Genomic DNA, 18,460 nt, shown 5'->3' on the forward strand with positions numbered 1-18,460 from the left:
TTGCATTTTACAATACTTTTCTCAAAAATTCCTGCAGTCTTGGGTCTTTCGGCTCCGCAAAAAACTGTTTTGGAGCGTTTTCCTCTTTGATGACCCCCTCGTCTACAAACAGGACTCTCGTTCCAACTTCCCTCGCAAATCCCATTTCATGTGTAACGACAACCATTGTCATTCCATCCTTGGCAAGCTCCTTCATCAAATCAAGAACTTCCCCCACCATCTCCGGGTCCAGCGCGGAAGTCGGCTCATCAAACAGAAGTACATCCGGATCCATGGCAAGTGCCCGTACAATAGCAATCCTCTGTTTCTGTCCTCCGGAAAGCTGCTCCGGATATGTATTCGCTTTCTCGAGAAGTCCAACCCGCTCAAGCAGTTCTTTTGCCCTGCTGTTTGCCTCCTCCGGACTTAGTTTCCCCAATGTTACCGGAGCAAGGGTAATATTTTCCAGGATGGTCTTATGCGGGAACAGATTGAAATGCTGGAATACCATACCAATCTTCTGTCTGTGGATATCAATGTTGACTTTTGGATCTGTGATATCCGTCCCCTCAAAGCGGATCTTTCCACCTGTCGGTTTTTCCAGAAGATTCAAGGAGCGCAGAAATGTAGACTTCCCGGAACCAGATGGGCCGATAATTACCACTACCTCCCCTTTATGAATCTCTGTTGTGATTCCTCTGAGGACTTTGTTTTTCCCAAATGCTTTTTCCAGATTTTCTACCTGGAGCAATGTCTCTCCTTTAACGTTCATTAGTCCTAAGCCTCCTTTCCAGCTTATTCATAAAGAATGTCAGCAAACTGATCAGGGCAAGATAAATTACCGCTGCTGCAACCAGAGGCATCAGAGCATCGAATGTACGACTCTGGATGATCATGGCTGCCTTCGTCAAATCCTGTTCTCCGATATATCCGATAATGGCTGTCTCCTTGATCAGCACGATCATTTCGTTTACAAGAGCCGGAAGTACATTTTTAAATGCCTGCGGCATGATTATCAGCCGCATTGTCTGCGCATAGCTTAATCCCAAACTTCTTCCGGCCTCTGTCTGTCCTTCCGGTATAGACATGATCCCTGACCGTACGATCTCCGCCACGTATGCACCGGAATTGATACCAAAGGCAATTCCACCGATAATGATCGAATTGAGAGAGGAAGATCCGAATACGACCAAATACATGATAAGGATCTGGATCATGGACGGAGTCCCCCGGATAATCGTCAGATAGATTTTACAAATCACATTCAGTATTTTAAATTTCCCTGTCTTATCGTGATAGGATCGGATGATCGCTACAATAAAACCGATGATAATACCAATCAGCAGAGCCTCCAGCGTGACAATTACCGTCACTTTCAGACCGTTCAAAAGTGTAAGCCATCGGTTGTCCTCTATAAAGTTCTGGTAAAACCGGTCCGCAAACGAATTGGAGGCCAGAAGAGCCCCGTAAACTTTTGTGAATCCCTCCATATTTCCACCTTTCTTCCGAAAAAACAGGACTGTTGGTTTCTATCAGCAGTCCTGTCTTCTTTGCTGTTTATTTTCTTACGATAACGACCTGACTTGCATTTGCATAAGTGTCCGTAAAGTCTACATTTTTCTTTCTTTCTTCTGTCACTGTCATCCCTGCTGCACCAAAATCAGCTTTTCCAGCTTCGATAGCCGGAAGGATGGAATCAAATTCCATATCTTCGATCTTTAAGCTGTATCCCATCTTATCACAGATTGCTGTCGCAATGTCCACGTCAATCCCGACAATCTTGTCTCCATCGTGATATTCATACGGTTCAAATTCGGCGTTGGTTGCCATGACAAGTTCTCCCTTGGAATGATCTGCATCTGCCGGACTTTCATACTGGTAGGATCCTACGTCCCCGATATAATTGCTGATGATCTTATCCAGAGTTCCTTCTTCTTTCAGTTCTGCCAAAGCTTGATTCATGGATTCCTGAAGCTCTGTATTTCCCTTTTTCAGGCATATCGCATACTGCTCATCCTCAAACAAGTCGCTTATGATTTTCAGATCATCATTCTTCTCCACAAATTTTTCGGCCGGCTGTGTATCAATCACAACACAGTCCAATTTTCCCGTCTTCAGGGCCTGAACTGCTGCTGCGCCCTTCGGATAACGCTTCATCTGGCTGTCCTTTTCTACGATTTCAGAACATAACAAATCTCCTGTGGTTCCCTGCTGCACCCCGATCGTAAGGTTTTTCAGGTCATCCTGACTTGCAACAGAAACTTCTTTTTCTTCTTTGGACCCACATGCCGCCATAGACATGACACATACCGCTGCAAGAGCAGCTGCTAACACTTTTTTCAACTTCATAATTCTCTCCTCCATACCTTTGATTGAATAAAAATACGTTTTCTTTTCTGTGATATTCAACTGTGCTTTCTCTATTTTAGCACATTTCGCAAAAAAAGCAAGCGCATTTTTATACATTTATATTGTATAAAAACCGCCTGCTTTGTGTATATTTACTATGCAAAAATCAGGAAATAACCAAGTACTACGATACCGAGTATGATCCGGTAGTAGCCGAACACGGTAAAATCGTGTTTCTTGATATATCCCATCAGGAATTTGATGGCAAATACAGAAACAAGGAACGATACCACGCATCCTACCAAGAGGATCAGCACTTCCATAGATGTATAGTGGAAGCCAAACTTGAACAGTTTCAGTCCGCTTGCGGCAAACATCGTCGGAATGGCCAGAAAAAACGTAAATTCCGCTGCCACCGGACGTGCCACACCGATCAGCAATGCCCCTACAATGGTTGCACCGGAACGGGATGTCCCCGGAATCATAGCCAACACCTGGAACCAGCCGATGGCAAATGCCGTAAGATAAGTCAATTCTTTTAGTTTTGTAATCCTAGGCTGCATATGTGCATTCCGCTTTTCAATGACGATGAAGAGAATACCGTAGATGATCAGCATCAAAGAAATTACAATATAATTGGACAACTTTTCATCCACGATATCATCGATAAAAAGCCCCACCGCCGATGGGATGCAGGCAACTGCCACTTTCATCCACAGCTCAACTGTATGGATCTTCTGAGCTCGTGTCTTCTTCGGCGAAAACGGATTCAGCTTATGGAAATAAAGTACAATGACTGCAATGACTGATGCCAGCTGAATCACGACTTTAAACATATTCATAAATTCTGTGCTCACATTCATATGCAGGAATTCATCCGCCAAAAGCAGATGTCCCGTGCTGCTGATCGGGAGCCATTCCGTGATTCCCTGGATGATTCCCAAAATAACCGCTATAATAATATCCACTCTTTTTCCTCCTTTTCATTCAGAACAAATTTTTCAATAGCTTTAGCCACGCCGTCTTCTTCGTTTCCGGCTGTCACATAATCGGCGGCTTCTTTTACCTCTTCCGATGCGTTTGCCATCGCAACCCCAAGTCCTACTTTTTGGATCATTGCAAGGTCGTTGAGTCCATCTCCGCAGGCCATGATTTCTTCTCTTTTGATTCCCAGCATTTCTCCCAGTTTTAAAAGTCCGTTTCCTTTATCTACACCCTTGGCGTTTACTTCAATATTATTGAAAAGTGCACCTGTCACAGCCAACGACGGCTCTCGTTTAAGTCTTCGCATCGCCTCGTCTCTGTCATCGATCCGTTTAAAAACTGCCTGTATCTTATCCAGTCCTCCCGGGAATTCTTTCATCTTCTCCCTCACACTTTCCACCCTGTTTCTGGTGTTCCGTATGTACTCCTGCATCGCCGGATTCGGGTAGAATTCCTCTATCCTCTCGATCTCGGCCCGGCCTGCATAACCAATTCCGTCATAATAGACATCTCTTAGTGTATCATATTCTTCCAGAACATCCAATACCTTCTCGGCATCTTCAATGGGAAGCAGATGTTCATATATCATATGAAAGCCATTTTCCCGCTTCAGTATCCTCGCTCCATTTGCAGTAAGAATGTAGCGCATTCCGGGAAATTCTCTCATAAATTCCGGGACGCCATAGAGCGGACGCCCGGTAGCTACCAGCACAATGATTCCCTTACTGATTGCTTTCTCAAGTACTTTTCTGGAGTATTCTGACAGACATTTCTTTTCATTCAGAAGTGTTCCATCCAGATCCAGCCCTATCATTTTTATCTTTGCCATATCTGTTCCTTTCTTAATAGCCACCCATATCCAATATACTCATATCTTCTACATTTTATCAAAATTTGATTAATTGCGCAATTTATAGTATACTTAAGTGGCACTTATTTTTTTACGAAAGGATTCGGTATAATGAAAGCAACATTCAAACCCTTGATTCGTGCTTTTACTGCTTTTGCCTGTACCACTGTTCTTACCCTTACCCCAGTTTTTGCAAACGCTGAGGATACAGTGTCTGACTTGGAACAGCAGACCCAGGGCCTTGAATCCGAACTGCAGGATCTGAATAAGCAGTTATCTTCACTGAGCAAAGAGATCACTTCTCTTGCCAAAAAGATTGAAAGTACGAATAAGGCAGCCGAGCAGGCTGAACTGGATCTTACCGCCGCAAAGCTGAACGAAGAGTTACAGTACCGCGCTATGAAAAAAAGAATCCAGTTCATTTACGAAAACGGAAATACTTCCTTTTTTGATATCCTTTTTTCTTCTTCCAGCATGGGGGAATTCCTAAACAGGATGGATTTTGTATCAAAAGTCACGGAATATGACCGTAAAATGCTCGACCGTCTCACGGAAACGCGAAACGATATCGACCAAAAAGAAAAAGCCTTGCGAAAGCAGGAAAAAGAACTGGATGCCCTGAAAAAGGAAATGGTGTCCAAAGAAAAAGAACTGAATACAAAAATCTCTTCCACAAGCATAAAACTGGATGCTTCGTCGAAAGAGCTTGCCGCCGCAAAGGCAGCACAGGAAGCTGCAAAAAAGGCATTGCAAGCCAAGCAGGACTCCTACAACGCGGCAGGCAGTCAGTCGGGGGAATCCGATTCTTCCAACAAAAACCAGTCACAAAATCCTGGAGACAATACATCAAATCAAGACAATCAAAAACCAAATTCTGATAATGGAACCACACAAAAACCACCTCAGCAGTCAGACACAAGCGATCTTGTTCTCTTTGCCGCAATACTGGAATGCGAGGCTGGCTCCACAGACTACAATGCTTTGCTTGCTGTAGCTACTGTCATCATGAACCGTGTGGAAAGCCCTCGTTATCCGAACACATTAAGCGGTGTTATTTATCAAAGCGGACAGTTTTCTCCGACTTGGAACGGAAGCTTGAGCCGCGTGCTGGAACGTGGACCAAAGCCTCTCTGCTACCAGGTTGCCAGAGATGCTTTGAATGGAAAAAGACTGGCCTCTGTGAGCAATTGTTACCAGTTTCGGGCTGCTTCCACAGGGCACGATGGTATCGTAGTAGGCGGAAATGTATTTTTCTGACAAATAGCTCTTTTCAGCACAACAACTCATCAAAAAACTCTATGCAGATATACATTCTGCATAGAGTTTTCTCTTGTCCTTTTATTCTTCTGGTTTTTCCTCGATCTGTTCCGGTTTCCGGTTCAGTATCTCCATGAACTCTTCTCCCGTAATCGTCTCCTGCTCATACAGATACTTTGCGATCTCGTGAAGCTTCATAATATTGTCTTCCAATATTTTCTTTGCCTTGGCGTGCTGTTCTTTTACAAGCTCAATAACCTTTCTGTCGATAAGTGTAGCCGTCTCATTGGAGCATGCAAGTGTGGCATCTCCCCCAAGATACTGGTTCGAGACATTCTGGAGGGCTACCATGTCAAATTCATCCGACATTCCATACTGCATGATCATCGCTCTGGCGATCTTCGTCGCCTGCTCAATATCGTTGGATGCTCCTGTTGAGATGGAATGGAAGATCAGTTCTTCCGCTGCCCGTCCTCCCGTAAAGGTCGCGATCTTGTTTTCCAGCTCTTCCCTGGACATCAGAAAATGCTCTTTTTCTTCAACCTGAAGGGTATATCCCAGCGCTCCGCTCGTCCTCGGTATGATCGTGATCTTCTGTACCGGTGCAGAATGCGTCTGCATAGCAGCCACAAGCGCATGGCCTACTTCATGGTAGGAAACCTGGAGTTTTTCTTTATTCGACAGAACTCTTGTCTTTTTCTCATATCCGGCGATAACAACTTCCACGCTGGCTTCCATATCAGCCTGCGTCGCAAATTTTCTTTTTTCTCTGACCGCGCGAAGCGCCGCTTCGTTGACAATATTGGCAAGCTCCGCACCGGATGCACCTGCCGTCATCTTCGCGATCTCATCAAAATCCACATTGTCCGCAATCTTGATCTTTTTTGCATGCACTCTCAGGATCGCTGCACGACCAGCCATATCCGGGAGTTCTACCGGTATTCTCCTGTCAAACCGGCCTGGTCTCAAAAGTGCAGGGTCAAGAGAATCAGGCCTGTTGGTAGCAGCCAGGATCACGACTCCCCTGGATCCGTCGAACCCATCCATCTCCGTGAGGAGCTGATTCAGGGTCTGTTCTCTTTCATCATTTCCGCCAATCTGTCCGTCTCTCTTCTTCCCAATCGTATCGATCTCATCGATAAATACGATACACGGCGCTTTTTCGTTTGCCTGTTTGAAAAGATCTCTTACTTTGGCGGCACCCATTCCGACGAACATCTCCACGAACTCTGATCCGGAGATAGAAAAGAACGGAACGTTTGCCTCGCCGGCTACCGCCTTTGCGAGCAATGTTTTTCCTGTCCCCGGAGGCCCCACAAGAAGAGCACCTTTCGGCATGGATGCGCCGATCTCGCGGTATCTCTGCGGATTGTGGAGAAAGTCTACGATTTCAGTCAGCAGTTCTTTTGCCTCATCTTCCCCCGCCACATCGGAAAAATGAATTCCGGAATCCGACTGCACATAGATTTTGGCGTTGCTTTTCCCCATTCCAAATGCCATGGAGTTGGCGCCGCCTCCCATCTTGGACATCATCTTCTTAGAAAGCCAGCTTCCGAGCAGTATAAAGATAGCAATCGGCACCACATAGGATAAAATCAGAGACAGCCAGATCGGCATCTGCTCCTCCACGTTTCTCTGAAATTTTGCATCTGCCTCATGAAGCCGATCCACGAGCTGAGGATCATTCATTACCCCTGTCTTATACACATTCTCTTCCGACTTGTCCGTAAATACGATCTCTGTATCCTTTACTTCCACAAGACCGATATCTTTTTCATCTATCATGGTCATGAAAGTACCGTAATCTACTTCTTTAACATGTTTATTCATAATATTCGGAAACAGCAGTCCATTTAAAACAATAATGATGAACGCCACGACCAGCACATATATGATAAACGGTTTCCTGGGCGTTTTTACTTCTTTCATGATTCGTCCCCCTTCCTAGTTCTTACTGATTAAGTATAACACGGGATATTTGTCGAAACTATGGAGGAATTCTAAAGCTTTTCTAAAATAAATATATTCTGTTTATAGACATTTTTCATATGCATAGCGCAATGCTCCATCATCCAGAAAGATATGTCCACAGTACACAAAGCCGTTTTTTCGTATCCAGTTCTGCATAATCCGGTTGTCCGGGTGGGTGTCGATACGAATGCTTTCCTTCCCCTTCTTCAAAGCCGCCTGCTGTGCAAATCGCAAAAATGCGTCAGCTGTCCCGTTTCTTTTATATGCGTTGTGTGTCGCAATCCGATGGATCACAGCATAGTTTTTCCTGTTGCCTGTCAGCCATTCTCCATTTTTGATGATCTCATAATTTTCCTCTTTTTCCATAGAGATAGCAGCCGTCCCGATGACTGTTCCCTCTTTCTCTGCTACATAGCTCTCCCGCCTGTTCATATCTCTCCGGATCACTTCTTCATTGGGGTATCCATCCTGCCATTGATCGATCCCCATCCTGCAAAACTGCTCCTGCGCCATGTGTATAATCTCCATAACATGAGGGATATCTTTCTCTTCGGTCATCCGTATCATCGCTTTTCTCCTCGTCTTTTCTTGAAATAATCTTTTTCTGGACAGAAAAACACACTGCCGGAATCCGCTTGTCGGACCCGGCAGTTTTTTCTTTCTGACTTCTTATTGATAGTCGATAATATCGATCCACTGCATAAGGAAATCTTTTCCCATCGCATCTTTTCTTGTCAGCGCAGATGCGGCAATGATCGGAAGCCACTGCTGTACATACTGTTTGGCCGTATCACTCTTTTTACAGAATATATCCAGATATGTATCGGCCAGAGCTTTGTCTTTCAGTGCAAACATCAAATACGTCATGGCCGCGTCAGCACTTGCATTTCCCTGTGTCACATGCGCCCAGTCAACAATATAAAATTTTCCATCATCGCTTACGATGACATTGCTTGGATTAAAGTCGCCGTGGCATACTTTGTGATGCGTCGGCATACTGTCAAGTCTTGTCAGGAGTTCATATCTTGTCGTCGCATCAATGACATCTTTCAGTCCGTTGATCTGACGTGCAAGCTTATCTTTCAGCTGGTTCAAAAGCGGAGATGTCTTTTCTTGAACCTGGATCTGGAGATTTACAAACTCATCCATATATGTTTCCATATTTTCCGGATGTTCATTCATCAGATCTTCCAGCGTCTTTCCCTCTTTATATTCAACAACAAGAGCCCATTTCCCATCGATCTCACTTACGCTTATCACTTTCGGGATATCCAGGCCTGTCGCTTCCACTCTTGCCTGATTCAGCGCTTCATTAAATACATCTGCTTTCGGATGAGATGGTTCGAATACTTTCGCGATTCCTTCTTCACAGCGATATACTTTTTTATAAGGACGCTCCACAATTACATTTTCCAGCTTCATAAGAATACCTCCTGTCATTTTAAACTGTTTTTTAATTTGAACCCATTATACCATATTTCTCAGACAATAGTAAGTTATTTAACAAACAATTTAACAAAAAGTGTTTCAGGGCATGACATATGTCCGCCACGCCCTAAAACACTTAATCTGAGAATATATTATTTTCCATAGTAGGATTTCAGGTAAAGTTCTTTAATCTCGCTCATAAGAGGATATCTCGGGTTTGCTCCAGTACACTGGTCATTAAACGCCTGTTCCACCATCTCATCCAGAGTGGCAAGGAAGTCTTCTTCCTTGATTCCCCATTCTTTGATCGTCTTCGGAATTCCGATTGCTTTCTTTAATTCTTCCAGTTTTTCGCAGAACAATTCTACTGTCTCAGCGTCATCTTTTCCGCAAATTCCTGCAAACCTTGCTGCTTCGGCATATCTAGCCTGCGCATGCGGATACTGATACTGGGAGAATGTTCCCATCTTAACCGGCACTTCTGCTGCATTGTAACGGATCACGTTCGTCAACAGCAAAGCGTTTGCCACACCGTGCGGGATATGGTGGAATGCACCTAATTTGTGAGCCATGGAGTGGTTCAGTCCCAGGAATGCATTGGCGAAAGCCATACCTGCCATACAGGAAGCATTTGCCATCTTTTCTCTGGCAATCGGATCTGCTGCTCCCTTGTCATATGCAGCCGGCAAGTAGTCAAATACTGTCTTGATCGCTTTTAATGCCAGACCGTCTGTATATTCTGTAGCCATAATAGATACATATGCTTCGATGGCATGTGTCATAACATCGATACCGGATGCACTTGTCAGACCCTTTGGCTGAGTCATCATGTTGTCCACATCCACAATCGCCATATTCGGAAGTAATTCGTAATCTGCCAGCGGCCATTTTACCCCCGTATCTGCGTCTGTAATGATCGCAAACGGCGTCACTTCAGAACCTGTACCTGAAGATGTCGGGATTGCTACAAAGTAAGCTTTTTCTCCCATCTTCGGGAATTTGTATACCCTCTTGCGGATATCCATGAAATCCATAGCCATATCTTCAAAGTTTGCTTCCGGATGTTCATACATTACCCACATAATCTTTGCAGCGTCCATCGCAGAACCGCCACCGAGAGCGATGATCGTATCCGGTTCGAAAGCTCTCATCTGATCTGTACCTTTCAGCGCACACTGTAAAGTCGGATCCGGCGCAACTTCGTAGAAGCATGTATGCTGGATTCCCATTTCATCCAGTTTTTCTTCGATCGGCTTTACATATCCGTTTTTGTATAAGAAACTGTCTGTAACAATGAATGCTTTTTTCTTGTGCATTTCTGTGCCGAGTTCGTCAAGTGCTACCGGCATGCAGCCTTTTTTAAAGTAAACCTTTTCAGGTGTTCTGAACCAAAGCATATTTTCTCTCCTCTCGGCAACTGTCTTGATGTTGATCAGGTGTTTCACTCCTACGTTTTCAGAAACGGAGTTGCCGCCCCAGGAACCACATCCAAGTGTCAGTGACGGAGCAAGCTTGAAGTTGTATAAGTCTCCGATACCACCCTGTGAGGAAGGAGTATTTACGAGAATACGGCATGTCTTCATCGCTTCTGCGTGTTTTGCCATCTTTTCTTTTTCCGCTGTATGGATATAGAGAGAAGATGTATGTCCATATCCGCCGTCTGCCACGAGACGTTCTGCCTTCTGGAGTGCTTCGTCAAATGTTTTTGCCTTGTACATTGCAAGTACCGGAGAAAGTTTTTCGTGAGCAAATTCTTCGGAAATATCTACGGATTCCACTTCCCCGATAAGGATCTTTGTATTTTCCGGAACTGTCACACCAGCCAGTTTTGCGATTGTGTAAGCTGTCTGTCCGACGATCTTCGCGTTCAGCGCTCCATTGATGATGATTGTCTTTCTTACTTTATCGATTTCGTCTTTCTTTAAGAAATAGCATCCTCGGTATGCGAATTCTTTCTTTACTTCTTCATACACACCTTCCAGGACAGTTACGGACTGTTCGGAAGCACAGATCATACCATTGTCAAATGTTTTGGAATGGATGATAGAGTTTACTGCCATTTTGATATCTGCAGTATCGTCGATGATGACCGGTGTATTACCTGCTCCAACGCCAAGGGCCGGTTTTCCTGAAGAATAAGCTGCTTTTACCATTCCCGGTCCGCCTGTTGCAAGGATAATATCGGAGTCTCTCATGACTTCGTTTGTAAGTTCAAGAGACGGCACATCGATCCATCCGATGATTCCTTCCGGAGCTCCTGCCTTCACTGCTGCATCAAGAACAACTTTCGCTGCTGCAATTGTGGATGCTTTTGCACGCGGATGCGGGCTGATGATGATCGCGTTTCTTGTTTTCAGAGCAATCAGAGTCTTAAAAATCGCTGTGGATGTCGGGTTTGTCGTCGGGATAACTGCAGCAATCAGTCCGATCGGTTCTGCGATTTTCTTGATTCCAAAAGCTGCGTCTTCTTCGATAACTCCACATGTCTTTGTATTTTTATATGCATTGTAGATATATTCTGCTGCATAGTGATTCTTAATGATTTTATCTTCAACAACGCCCATACCTGTCTCTTCTACTGCCATTTTTGCAAGTGGAATACGCTGTTTGTTTGCTGCCATAGCTGCTTCAAAAAAGATTTTGTCAACCTGTTCCTGCGTATATGTGGCAAAAATCTGCTGAGCTTCTCTCATTGCTTTCATCTTTGCCACTAATGCTTCGACATTGTCGATAATTGCCGGTGCTTCTTTTTTCTTTGTCGCCATGATCATTTTCCTCCTAAAAGTTAGACGTTTTGTTTCACTGGAATAAGTATATAATATCGTTAATAATTTGTCAATTACTTTTTGTCAATTTTTTAACAAAATAATTTTTTTCCACATTTTCTCCAAAGAACATGTTTTTTCTAACTTATTTTTGTGTAAATAGATTGGCTTTTCTTTTGCATTTTATGAAATGCTCAGCGCCATATAGTACTATACCTATCTGTTATGACACCATATTTTCCTTCTTGCAGGCAGAGCTTCTTTTTTTGTCAAACACAAAATTTTGTACATGATCAATCAGATAAGACGAGATCGTAACCGTAATAACTGAAAAAATGATTTTTTTCAATGGAATATACGTCAGTGAAAGCCCCAATACCGTGAGATCCGTAAAGAGATATGCTCGGGATAGACGCCAGTGCGTCACATGTGAAATTGTAAGGGCCAACGCATCGTCGCCGCCGCTTGATCCTCCCTGACGGACGATGATTCCGACGCCAATTCCCACAAAAATTCCGCCTCCTACCGCTGCAGCTAAAGGAAAATCTGAGAGATCCGGAAGCATCGGAGGGAAAAGCTCCCATATTTTGTAAAACAAAGAAACGCTCAACGTCGACACAACTGATATTTTGATAAATCTTCCGCCCAGATACTTAAAAGCAAGAAGGTAGCAGGAAATATCCAATATCGGTGTGATCAGAGCCGGCGAAAGACCAAGCCAGTTCTCTGTCAGAAGCATCATTCCGATTACCCCACCTTCTGTAATGCCACTTTGCTGATGAATATTGTGGATTCCAAAAGTACAGATCATGGCTCCTATCAAGATAAAAACGACTCTCTTTAAAGATAATCCATCTGTCAGTTTATGTGTTAGTTTGGTCAGCCTTTTTTCAGGCATAATAAAACCTCCTTGTAATTTTGGTTTATAAGGGTATAATAAAGGATATAGTTACTATATTGTCAAGAGGTGCACTATGAATAATTTATTTACGATCGGCGAAGTATCCAAATATCAGAATATATCAAAACAGACTTTGATCTTTTATGATAAGATAGGTCTGTTCCGCCCTGCCTATGTGGATCCCAACAACGGATATCGGTACTATAGTTCCAGCCAAATTGACTATCTGGATACCATTCTGATCATGAAAAAAATTGGCTTTTCCCTAGGTGAGATCAAAGAACATATGCAACATTACACCATTGACAGCAGTCTTCTTGCTTTGCGGAAACAGCTTACCGTTATTGATCAGAAAATACAGGAACTTCGTCTCATCCGGAGCAGAGTACAGCACCGCTGTGATCAGATGGAATCCGCAAGAACATGCGGAGAGAAAGAGAACATGGTAATTGTAGAAAAGACCGAAGAACAATATATTCTTTTTCGGGCCGTCGACAAGCCATATACACTGAGGGAAATCAGTATTGCTACAAAAAGATGCTTTTCAGACTCTTTTCAAAAGCAGCTCCCCATCTTTTTTCAATGCGGAGTGATTGTTCCTTTTGACCACATTAGAGAAGGTCGTTTCACGGAAGCCACACAGGCCTTTTTGCCTATCGAAAAAACCGATCATGTCAGCAATATCAGGCGTCTCCCCGGTGGACTTTGTGCCAGTATCTACCATATCGGCGATTATCTTTCCATCGGTCACTCCTACAAGAAATTGCTTGATTACTGCAGCTTACATTCCCTGGAAATCCTGTCTGATTCCTATGAGTTCTGCATCAACGATTACATTACCTCCCGTGATGAGAATGAATATATTACAAAAATCATGTTCTATGTCAGAGAATCCTAAAATGGGCATTCTTGCCCAAAATAAAAGAGATGCCTTACAGCATCTCTTTTGATCATTCTTATACTAATTCGATGAATACTTCCATTGCAGCATCGCCTTTACGCTGTCCGATCTTAACGATTCTTGTGTAACCACCGTTACGTCCAACATACTTCGGAGCGATTTCTGTAAACATTTTATTTACAAGATCTACTTCTTTTGCAGATCTCTTCTTTCCGTCTGTCACTTCTTTTACCGGGCAGAGTACTTTGAGCATCTGACGGCGTGCGTGAAGTCTGGATGGAAGATCTTTTTTAATCTTCTTTTCTACTTCATCGTAAACAGTTACTTTCTTTCCATCAACAACTTCTTTTACGCGCTTTCCTTCTGCGTCTTTGCGAGCAACTTTTGCTTTTACTGTCACTTCTTCAAAGTTGTCTTTTTCTTTTACAGCTAAAGCGATGAGTCCTTCTGCAATTTTACGGATTTCTTTTGCTTTTGCTTCTGTTGTTCTGATTCTTCCGTTATTCAGAAGAGCTGTTACCTGATTTCTCAGTAAAGCTTTTCTTAAATCGCTTCTTCTTCCAAGCTTTCTATATTTTGCCATTTTGTGTTTCCTCCAAATTTTTTACATCTGATTATGCATCTTCGGTCTTACTAGTCAAATGCTCCACCGCGCATCTTCGGTCTTATCGGCAGATCATCCTTCTCCTCGCCCATTTTGGAAGCCGCTTGAACATTAGCAGTTCAATCGGCAGCGCCAGGGCGGTCGTTTTACTCCTCGCCCATTTTGGAAGCCGCTTGAACATTAGCAGTTCAATCGGCAGCGCCAGGGCGGTCGTTTTACTCCTCGCCCTGGCTTAATTCCAGGCCGAGTTCTTTCAATTTTGCAAGTACCTCTTCCAGAGACTTGCGTCCCAGGTTACGTACTTTCATCATATCTTCAGGAGTTCTGTTTGTAAGTTCTTCCACTGTATTGATTCCGGCTCTCTTCAAGCAATTGTAGGAACGAACGGAAAGTTCAAGTTCATCAATGCTCATTTCAAGCACTTTCTCTTTTTCATCGTCTTCTTTTTCGATCATAACTTCCGCAGCCTGTGCTACTTCTGACAGGTCGATGAAAAGTTTCAGATGTTCGTTCAGTACTTTCGCAGCAAGGCTTACCGCCTCATCCGGAAGTAATGTACCATTTGTGTATACATCCAGAGTCAGCTTGTCGTAGTCCGTGATCTGTCCGACACGAGTGTTCTGAACAGTCAGATTTACGCGCTCTACCGGTGTATAAATGGAATCAATCGGAATGACTCCAATCGGAAGGTCTTCAGTCTTGTTCTTCTCTGAGCTTACATAACCGCGGCCTTTTGTGATCGTCAGTTCCATGTAAAGCTTACTGTCTGTTCCGCCGTTGAGTGTCGCGATTACCAGATCCGGATTCATGATCTCAATATCGGAATCAACCTGGATATCAGCGCCTGTTACAACACCTTCTCCTTCAAATTCAATATAAGCTGTTTTCGGTTCATCTGTTTCTGAAGAGTTTTTAATAGCTAATGCCTTCAGATTCATGATAATCTCGGTTACATCCTCTTTCACACCCGGAATGGAACTAAATTCATGAAGAACGCCGTCGATCTTTACCTGGCTTATGGCTGCGCCCGGAAGGGAGGACAGCATAATTCTTCTGAGGCTGTTACCCAATGTCGTTCCGTATCCTCTTTCGAGCGGTTCCACGACAAATCTTCCATATCTTTTATCTTCTGACATTTCTGTGATTTCGATATTCGGTTTATTAAAATCAAACACTATAAGTTCCCTCCTGCTATTAGCACGTTTTACGGGTTATTATTTAGAATATAATTCGACGATCAGCATTTCGTCAACCGGTACATCGATTTCATCGCGTGTCGGAAGCTCTTTTACTGTTCCTTTTAAATTCTCTGTGTCGATTTCCAGCCATCCCGGTACAAGACGTCCGCCTGTCACTTCAAGGATATCTTTATATCTCTGAGAACCTTTGCACTTTTCTTTGATTTCGATCACATCTCCGGCTTTTACAAGGTAAGACGGGATATTAACCTGTTTTCCATTTACAAGCACATGTTTGTGGTCTACAATCTGTCTTGCTTCACGTCTTGTTCTAGCAAGTCCCATACGGAACACTACATTGTCAAGTCTTGTTTCCAGAAGAACCATCAGGTTTGTACCTGTCATACCGCTCATCTGTTTTGCTTTTTTGTAGTAGTTGCGGAATGGTTTTTCCAGAACGCCATAGATGAATTTTGCTTTCTGTTTTTCACGTAACTGAAGACCATACTCGCTCATCTTTCTGTTTGCTCTTTTTAACTGTCTTTTAGACTTTTTATCAATTCCTAAATAAATCGGATCCATTCCAAGGGAACGGCATCTTTTCAGAACTGGAACTCTATTTACTGCCATGCTCTTATCCTCCTAATTAGACTCTTCTGCGTTTTGGTGGACGGCAACCATTGTGCGGTACCGGAGTTACATCTTTGATGCTTGTTACATCGATTCCGCATGCCTGAAGTGCACGGATCGCTGCTTCTCTACCTGAACCTGGTCCCTTTACCATAACGTCTACTGATTTCAGACCATGTACTAATGCTGCCTTTGCTGCAGTTTCTGCTGCCATCTGAGCCGCATATGGAGTAGATTTCCTTGAACCTCTAAATCCCAGACCGCCGGCACTTGCCCATGATAAAGCATTTCCCTGAGCATCTGTCAATGTAACGATTGTATTGTTGAAAGATGACTGGATATGTGCCTGTCCATGTTCAACGTTTTTCTTGACACGTTTTTTTGTTACTTTCTTTGCAACTTTCTTTGCCATTTAAACTAACCTACTTTCTTGTTTTCTGTACTGATCCCCAAAGCGGGGAAAGTTATCATCTTACTTCTTCTTGTTTGCCACTGTTCTCTTCGGACCTTTTCTTGTTCTTGCGTTTGTCTTTGTCTTCTGTCCACGAACCGGGAGTCCTTTTCTGTGACGGATTCCTCTGTAGCATCCGATTTCCTGTAATCTCTTGATGTTCAGAGCGATCTCTCTTCTGAGATCACCTTCTACTGTCTGTGTCTCATCGATCACTGCACTGATCTTCTTTACTTCTTCATCTGTCAGGTCTCTGCATCTTGTATCCGGATTTACTCCTGCATCTTTTAAGATACGGTTGGAGCTTACTCTTCCGATTCCGTAGATGTAAGTCAGACCGATTTCAACACGTTTGTCTCTTGGTAAATCAACACCTGCAATACGAGCCATTCTTGTTTTCCTCCATTTTCAATCGTTTTCTGTTTCATATTGTCTTTAACTGGGGCGTCTGTATCTGACGGAATACATTTACGCCCAGGCATATCCGGTATGCTAATATGCCCTTTCCGGCAACCTCTCGGTTAATGACCGCCGGTATTAGAAGCAATATACATGGAGCACTCGTCTCAGGTGTCCTTGTATATTTAAAATAGCACTACACACTTCCTGGCGTGTCATGCTATCAGCCGCCTAATTCAATTCCAATCTACATTCAGTCCAAATTAACCCTGGCGCTGTTTGTGTTTTGGATTCTCGCAGATAATTCTGATACTGCCTTTTCTTTTAATTACTTTGCATTTTTCGCAAATCGGTTTTACTGATGATCTAACCTTCATGTCAAATCCTCCTTTCATACCTGCTAAACCGTCCCGGATAAAACACACTACCGTTCTGTTTTTCCGGATACTTTCCAATGGATACTGCCGCTGCGCAGACTACACCCACGAACGGCATTTAATATTATAGCCCTGTCGCCTTTGAAAGTCAATAACTTTTTTATTTTTTTACTTATCTCTCCAAATAATTCTTCCTTTTGAGAGGTCATACGGAGAAAGTTCCAGTGTTACCTTGTCTCCTGGCAAAATCTTGATAAAATTCATACGAAGTTTTCCGCTGATATGCGCCAGCACCTGGTGGCCATTTTCCAGCTCTACCTGAAACATCGCATTTGGCAATTTTTCTACTACTGTTCCCTCAATTTCAATTACGTCAGCCTTTGACATGTTGCTCCTCCTTCTGCTTCACAATTACATGATTTCACTCTGATATTTTCTTATGAATGTCCGGATGTTCTCATCCGTAAATTCCTCATCCTCAATCTTTTTTAAGATTACCTGCACATGCTTTTTCTTTTTTCTTTTCGGTTTTTCCATCGGGCGAAGCCTTCCGTCCGTAAGGAAAAGGGAATCCTCTGTCTCTTCTATTATAATATAAAGTCTTCCCCGATCGTGGCCTGCAAGGGACTTAACAAGTGCCCCGGTCTCGTAGTTTAACATGTTGTCTCCTTTTTATCGGAATCTTCAGACAATGTCAGGATCTTCGGTTCCCCGTCTGTGATCAGAATCGTGTTTTCGTAGTGCGCCGACGGCTTTCCGTCTTTTGTGACTACGGTCCATCCATCAGAAAGCCAATTTACTTTTGCTGTACCCAGATTGATCATCGGCTCAACTGCAAGCGTCATGCCTGCCTTCAGCTTTATGCCTCGTCTTGGCATCTCGAAATTGGGTATCTGCGGATCTTCGTGGAGTTTCGTACCGATGCCATGTCCGCACAGCTCTTCCACCACTCCATACCTGAAGCGGCGGGCATACTCTCCGATGGCTTTCGATATGTCATACAGATGGTTTCCTTCCCTGGCATATTTGATTCCTTCAAAAAAACTTTCTCTCGTTCTTGCTATCAGTTCCTGCGTCTCCTTTGGGATCTCCCCCACTGCATGGGTTCTTGCCGCATCGGAATGATAACCTTTCCAGATCACTCCCGCATCAAGGGAGACTATATCGCCGTCTTTTATGATCCTGTTTCTGCTTGGAATCCCATGGACTACTTCTTCATTGATGGAAACACAAATGGAAGCCGGATAGCCGTTATAACCCAGGAAGGAAGGTACGCAGCCGTAACTCCTTATGACTTCCTCCCCGAGCTTATCAATATCAGCGGTCGTCATGCCAGCGTGAAGCGCACAGGAAAGCTCCTGATGAACCTTTTCCAGTATTCTCCCCGCTTCTGTCATCAATTCAATTTCTCTTGCTGATTTGATCTTAACGGACAT

General features: G+C 43.6%; 21 protein-coding genes. 2 read left to right on the forward strand and 19 right to left on the reverse strand.

The window, feature by feature from the left end; translation table 11 throughout:
- Positions 1-7 precede the first annotated feature (7 nt).
- The 5 genes from ACLROL_RS08560 to ACLROL_RS08580 form a co-directional block, all read right to left on the reverse strand.
- Complete coding sequence (locus tag ACLROL_RS08560; protein ID WP_087201638.1) at positions 8-751, reverse strand: amino acid ABC transporter ATP-binding protein; 744 nt, start codon at positions 749-751, stop codon at positions 8-10.
- Positions 741-1,469, reverse strand: a complete 729-nt coding sequence (locus tag ACLROL_RS08565) for an amino acid ABC transporter permease (protein ID WP_087201635.1) — start codon at positions 1,467-1,469, stop codon at positions 741-743. The genes ACLROL_RS08560 and ACLROL_RS08565 overlap by 11 nt, the downstream gene beginning before the upstream one ends.
- A 67-nt stretch (positions 1,470-1,536) precedes the next feature.
- A complete protein-coding gene (locus tag ACLROL_RS08570) occupies positions 1,537-2,328 on the reverse strand; it encodes a transporter substrate-binding domain-containing protein (RefSeq protein WP_087201651.1) in 792 nt (263 codons plus the stop codon).
- 155 nt (positions 2,329-2,483) lie between these two features.
- Positions 2,484-3,296 (reverse strand): undecaprenyl-diphosphate phosphatase, encoded by an 813-nt coding sequence (locus ACLROL_RS08575; RefSeq protein ID WP_087201633.1) that lies wholly within the window; start codon positions 3,294-3,296, stop codon positions 2,484-2,486.
- Entirely contained in the window at positions 3,281-4,141 is an 861-nt protein-coding gene (locus ACLROL_RS08580) for a Cof-type HAD-IIB family hydrolase (protein ID WP_087201631.1), read from the reverse strand. Before ACLROL_RS08580 ends, ACLROL_RS08575 begins: the two co-directional genes overlap by 16 nt.
- Before the next feature lie 132 nt (positions 4,142-4,273).
- Here ACLROL_RS08580 and ACLROL_RS08585 point away from each other — a divergent pair, with 132 nt between their 5' ends.
- Complete coding sequence (locus ACLROL_RS08585) at positions 4,274-5,419, forward strand: cell wall hydrolase (RefSeq protein WP_087209792.1); 1,146 nt, start codon at positions 4,274-4,276, stop codon at positions 5,417-5,419.
- A gap of 81 nt (positions 5,420-5,500) precedes the next feature.
- Here ACLROL_RS08585 and ftsH read toward each other — a convergent pair whose 3' ends face one another.
- The 5 genes from ftsH to ACLROL_RS08610 all read right to left on the reverse strand — a co-directional run bounded on the left by ftsH (position 5,501) and on the right by ACLROL_RS08610 (position 12,481).
- The gene (gene ftsH / locus ACLROL_RS08590) at positions 5,501-7,348 is read right to left on the reverse strand and encodes an ATP-dependent zinc metalloprotease FtsH (protein WP_087209795.1); all 1,848 of its coding nucleotides are present in this window, start codon (positions 7,346-7,348) and stop codon (positions 5,501-5,503) included.
- Positions 7,349-7,450: 102 nt separating this feature from the next.
- The gene (locus ACLROL_RS08595) at positions 7,451-7,957 is read right to left on the reverse strand and encodes a GNAT family N-acetyltransferase (RefSeq protein WP_413067687.1); all 507 of its coding nucleotides are present in this window, start codon (positions 7,955-7,957) and stop codon (positions 7,451-7,453) included.
- Positions 7,958-8,059: 102 nt separating this feature from the next.
- The gene (locus ACLROL_RS08600; protein ID WP_087201624.1) at positions 8,060-8,812 is read right to left on the reverse strand and encodes an aminoglycoside phosphotransferase family protein; all 753 of its coding nucleotides are present in this window, start codon (positions 8,810-8,812) and stop codon (positions 8,060-8,062) included.
- 158 nt (positions 8,813-8,970) lie between these two features.
- The gene (gene adhE / locus ACLROL_RS08605; protein WP_413067688.1) at positions 8,971-11,583 is read right to left on the reverse strand and encodes a bifunctional acetaldehyde-CoA/alcohol dehydrogenase; all 2,613 of its coding nucleotides are present in this window, start codon (positions 11,581-11,583) and stop codon (positions 8,971-8,973) included.
- Between the two features lie 223 nt (positions 11,584-11,806).
- Positions 11,807-12,481 carry a YitT family protein gene (locus ACLROL_RS08610; RefSeq protein WP_087209801.1) on the reverse strand — a complete coding sequence of 225 codons (675 nt, stop codon included), beginning with the start codon at positions 12,479-12,481 and terminating at the stop codon, positions 11,807-11,809.
- A 76-nt stretch (positions 12,482-12,557) separates the two neighbouring features.
- On the opposite strand from ACLROL_RS08610, the gene ACLROL_RS08615 reads away from it, so the two are divergent.
- Positions 12,558-13,382 (forward strand): MerR family transcriptional regulator, encoded by an 825-nt coding sequence (locus tag ACLROL_RS08615; protein WP_413067689.1) that lies wholly within the window; start codon positions 12,558-12,560, stop codon positions 13,380-13,382.
- Between the two features lie 58 nt (positions 13,383-13,440).
- On the opposite strand, the gene ACLROL_RS08620 is transcribed toward ACLROL_RS08615, so the two are convergent.
- The 9 genes from ACLROL_RS08620 to map all read right to left on the reverse strand — a co-directional run bounded on the left by ACLROL_RS08620 (position 13,441) and on the right by map (position 18,460).
- Positions 13,441-13,968, reverse strand: a complete 528-nt coding sequence (locus ACLROL_RS08620; protein ID WP_087201616.1) for a bL17 family ribosomal protein — start codon at positions 13,966-13,968, stop codon at positions 13,441-13,443.
- Between the two features lie 236 nt (positions 13,969-14,204).
- Positions 14,205-15,164 carry a DNA-directed RNA polymerase subunit alpha gene (locus tag ACLROL_RS08625; RefSeq protein WP_087201614.1) on the reverse strand — a complete coding sequence of 320 codons (960 nt, stop codon included), beginning with the start codon at positions 15,162-15,164 and terminating at the stop codon, positions 14,205-14,207.
- Positions 15,165-15,203: 39 nt separating this feature from the next.
- A complete protein-coding gene (gene rpsD, locus ACLROL_RS08630; protein ID WP_087201611.1) occupies positions 15,204-15,797 on the reverse strand; it encodes a 30S ribosomal protein S4 in 594 nt (197 codons plus the stop codon).
- 16 nt (positions 15,798-15,813) lie between these two features.
- The gene (gene rpsK / locus ACLROL_RS08635; RefSeq protein ID WP_024731877.1) at positions 15,814-16,209 is read right to left on the reverse strand and encodes a 30S ribosomal protein S11; all 396 of its coding nucleotides are present in this window, start codon (positions 16,207-16,209) and stop codon (positions 15,814-15,816) included.
- 60 nt (positions 16,210-16,269) lie between these two features.
- The gene (gene rpsM / locus ACLROL_RS08640) at positions 16,270-16,638 is read right to left on the reverse strand and encodes a 30S ribosomal protein S13 (RefSeq protein WP_087201608.1); all 369 of its coding nucleotides are present in this window, start codon (positions 16,636-16,638) and stop codon (positions 16,270-16,272) included.
- Between the two features lie 272 nt (positions 16,639-16,910).
- Positions 16,911-17,024 carry a 50S ribosomal protein L36 gene (gene rpmJ / locus ACLROL_RS08645; RefSeq protein ID WP_003022746.1) on the reverse strand — a complete coding sequence of 38 codons (114 nt, stop codon included), beginning with the start codon at positions 17,022-17,024 and terminating at the stop codon, positions 16,911-16,913.
- 168 nt (positions 17,025-17,192) lie between these two features.
- On the reverse strand, positions 17,193-17,411 hold the full coding sequence (gene infA / locus ACLROL_RS08650) for a translation initiation factor IF-1 (RefSeq protein ID WP_004607275.1): 219 nt from the start codon (positions 17,409-17,411) through the stop codon (positions 17,193-17,195).
- Between the two features lie 24 nt (positions 17,412-17,435).
- Positions 17,436-17,684 carry a hypothetical protein gene (locus ACLROL_RS08655; protein ID WP_413067690.1) on the reverse strand — a complete coding sequence of 83 codons (249 nt, stop codon included), beginning with the start codon at positions 17,682-17,684 and terminating at the stop codon, positions 17,436-17,438.
- The gene (gene map / locus ACLROL_RS08660) at positions 17,678-18,460 is read right to left on the reverse strand and encodes a type I methionyl aminopeptidase (RefSeq protein ID WP_413067691.1); all 783 of its coding nucleotides are present in this window, start codon (positions 18,458-18,460) and stop codon (positions 17,678-17,680) included. Before map ends, ACLROL_RS08655 begins: the two co-directional genes overlap by 7 nt.

Origin of the sequence: Sellimonas sp. (genome assembly GCF_047234585.1) — a bacterium.
Lineage (GTDB): Bacteria > Bacillota > Clostridia > Lachnospirales > Lachnospiraceae > Sellimonas > Sellimonas caecigallum.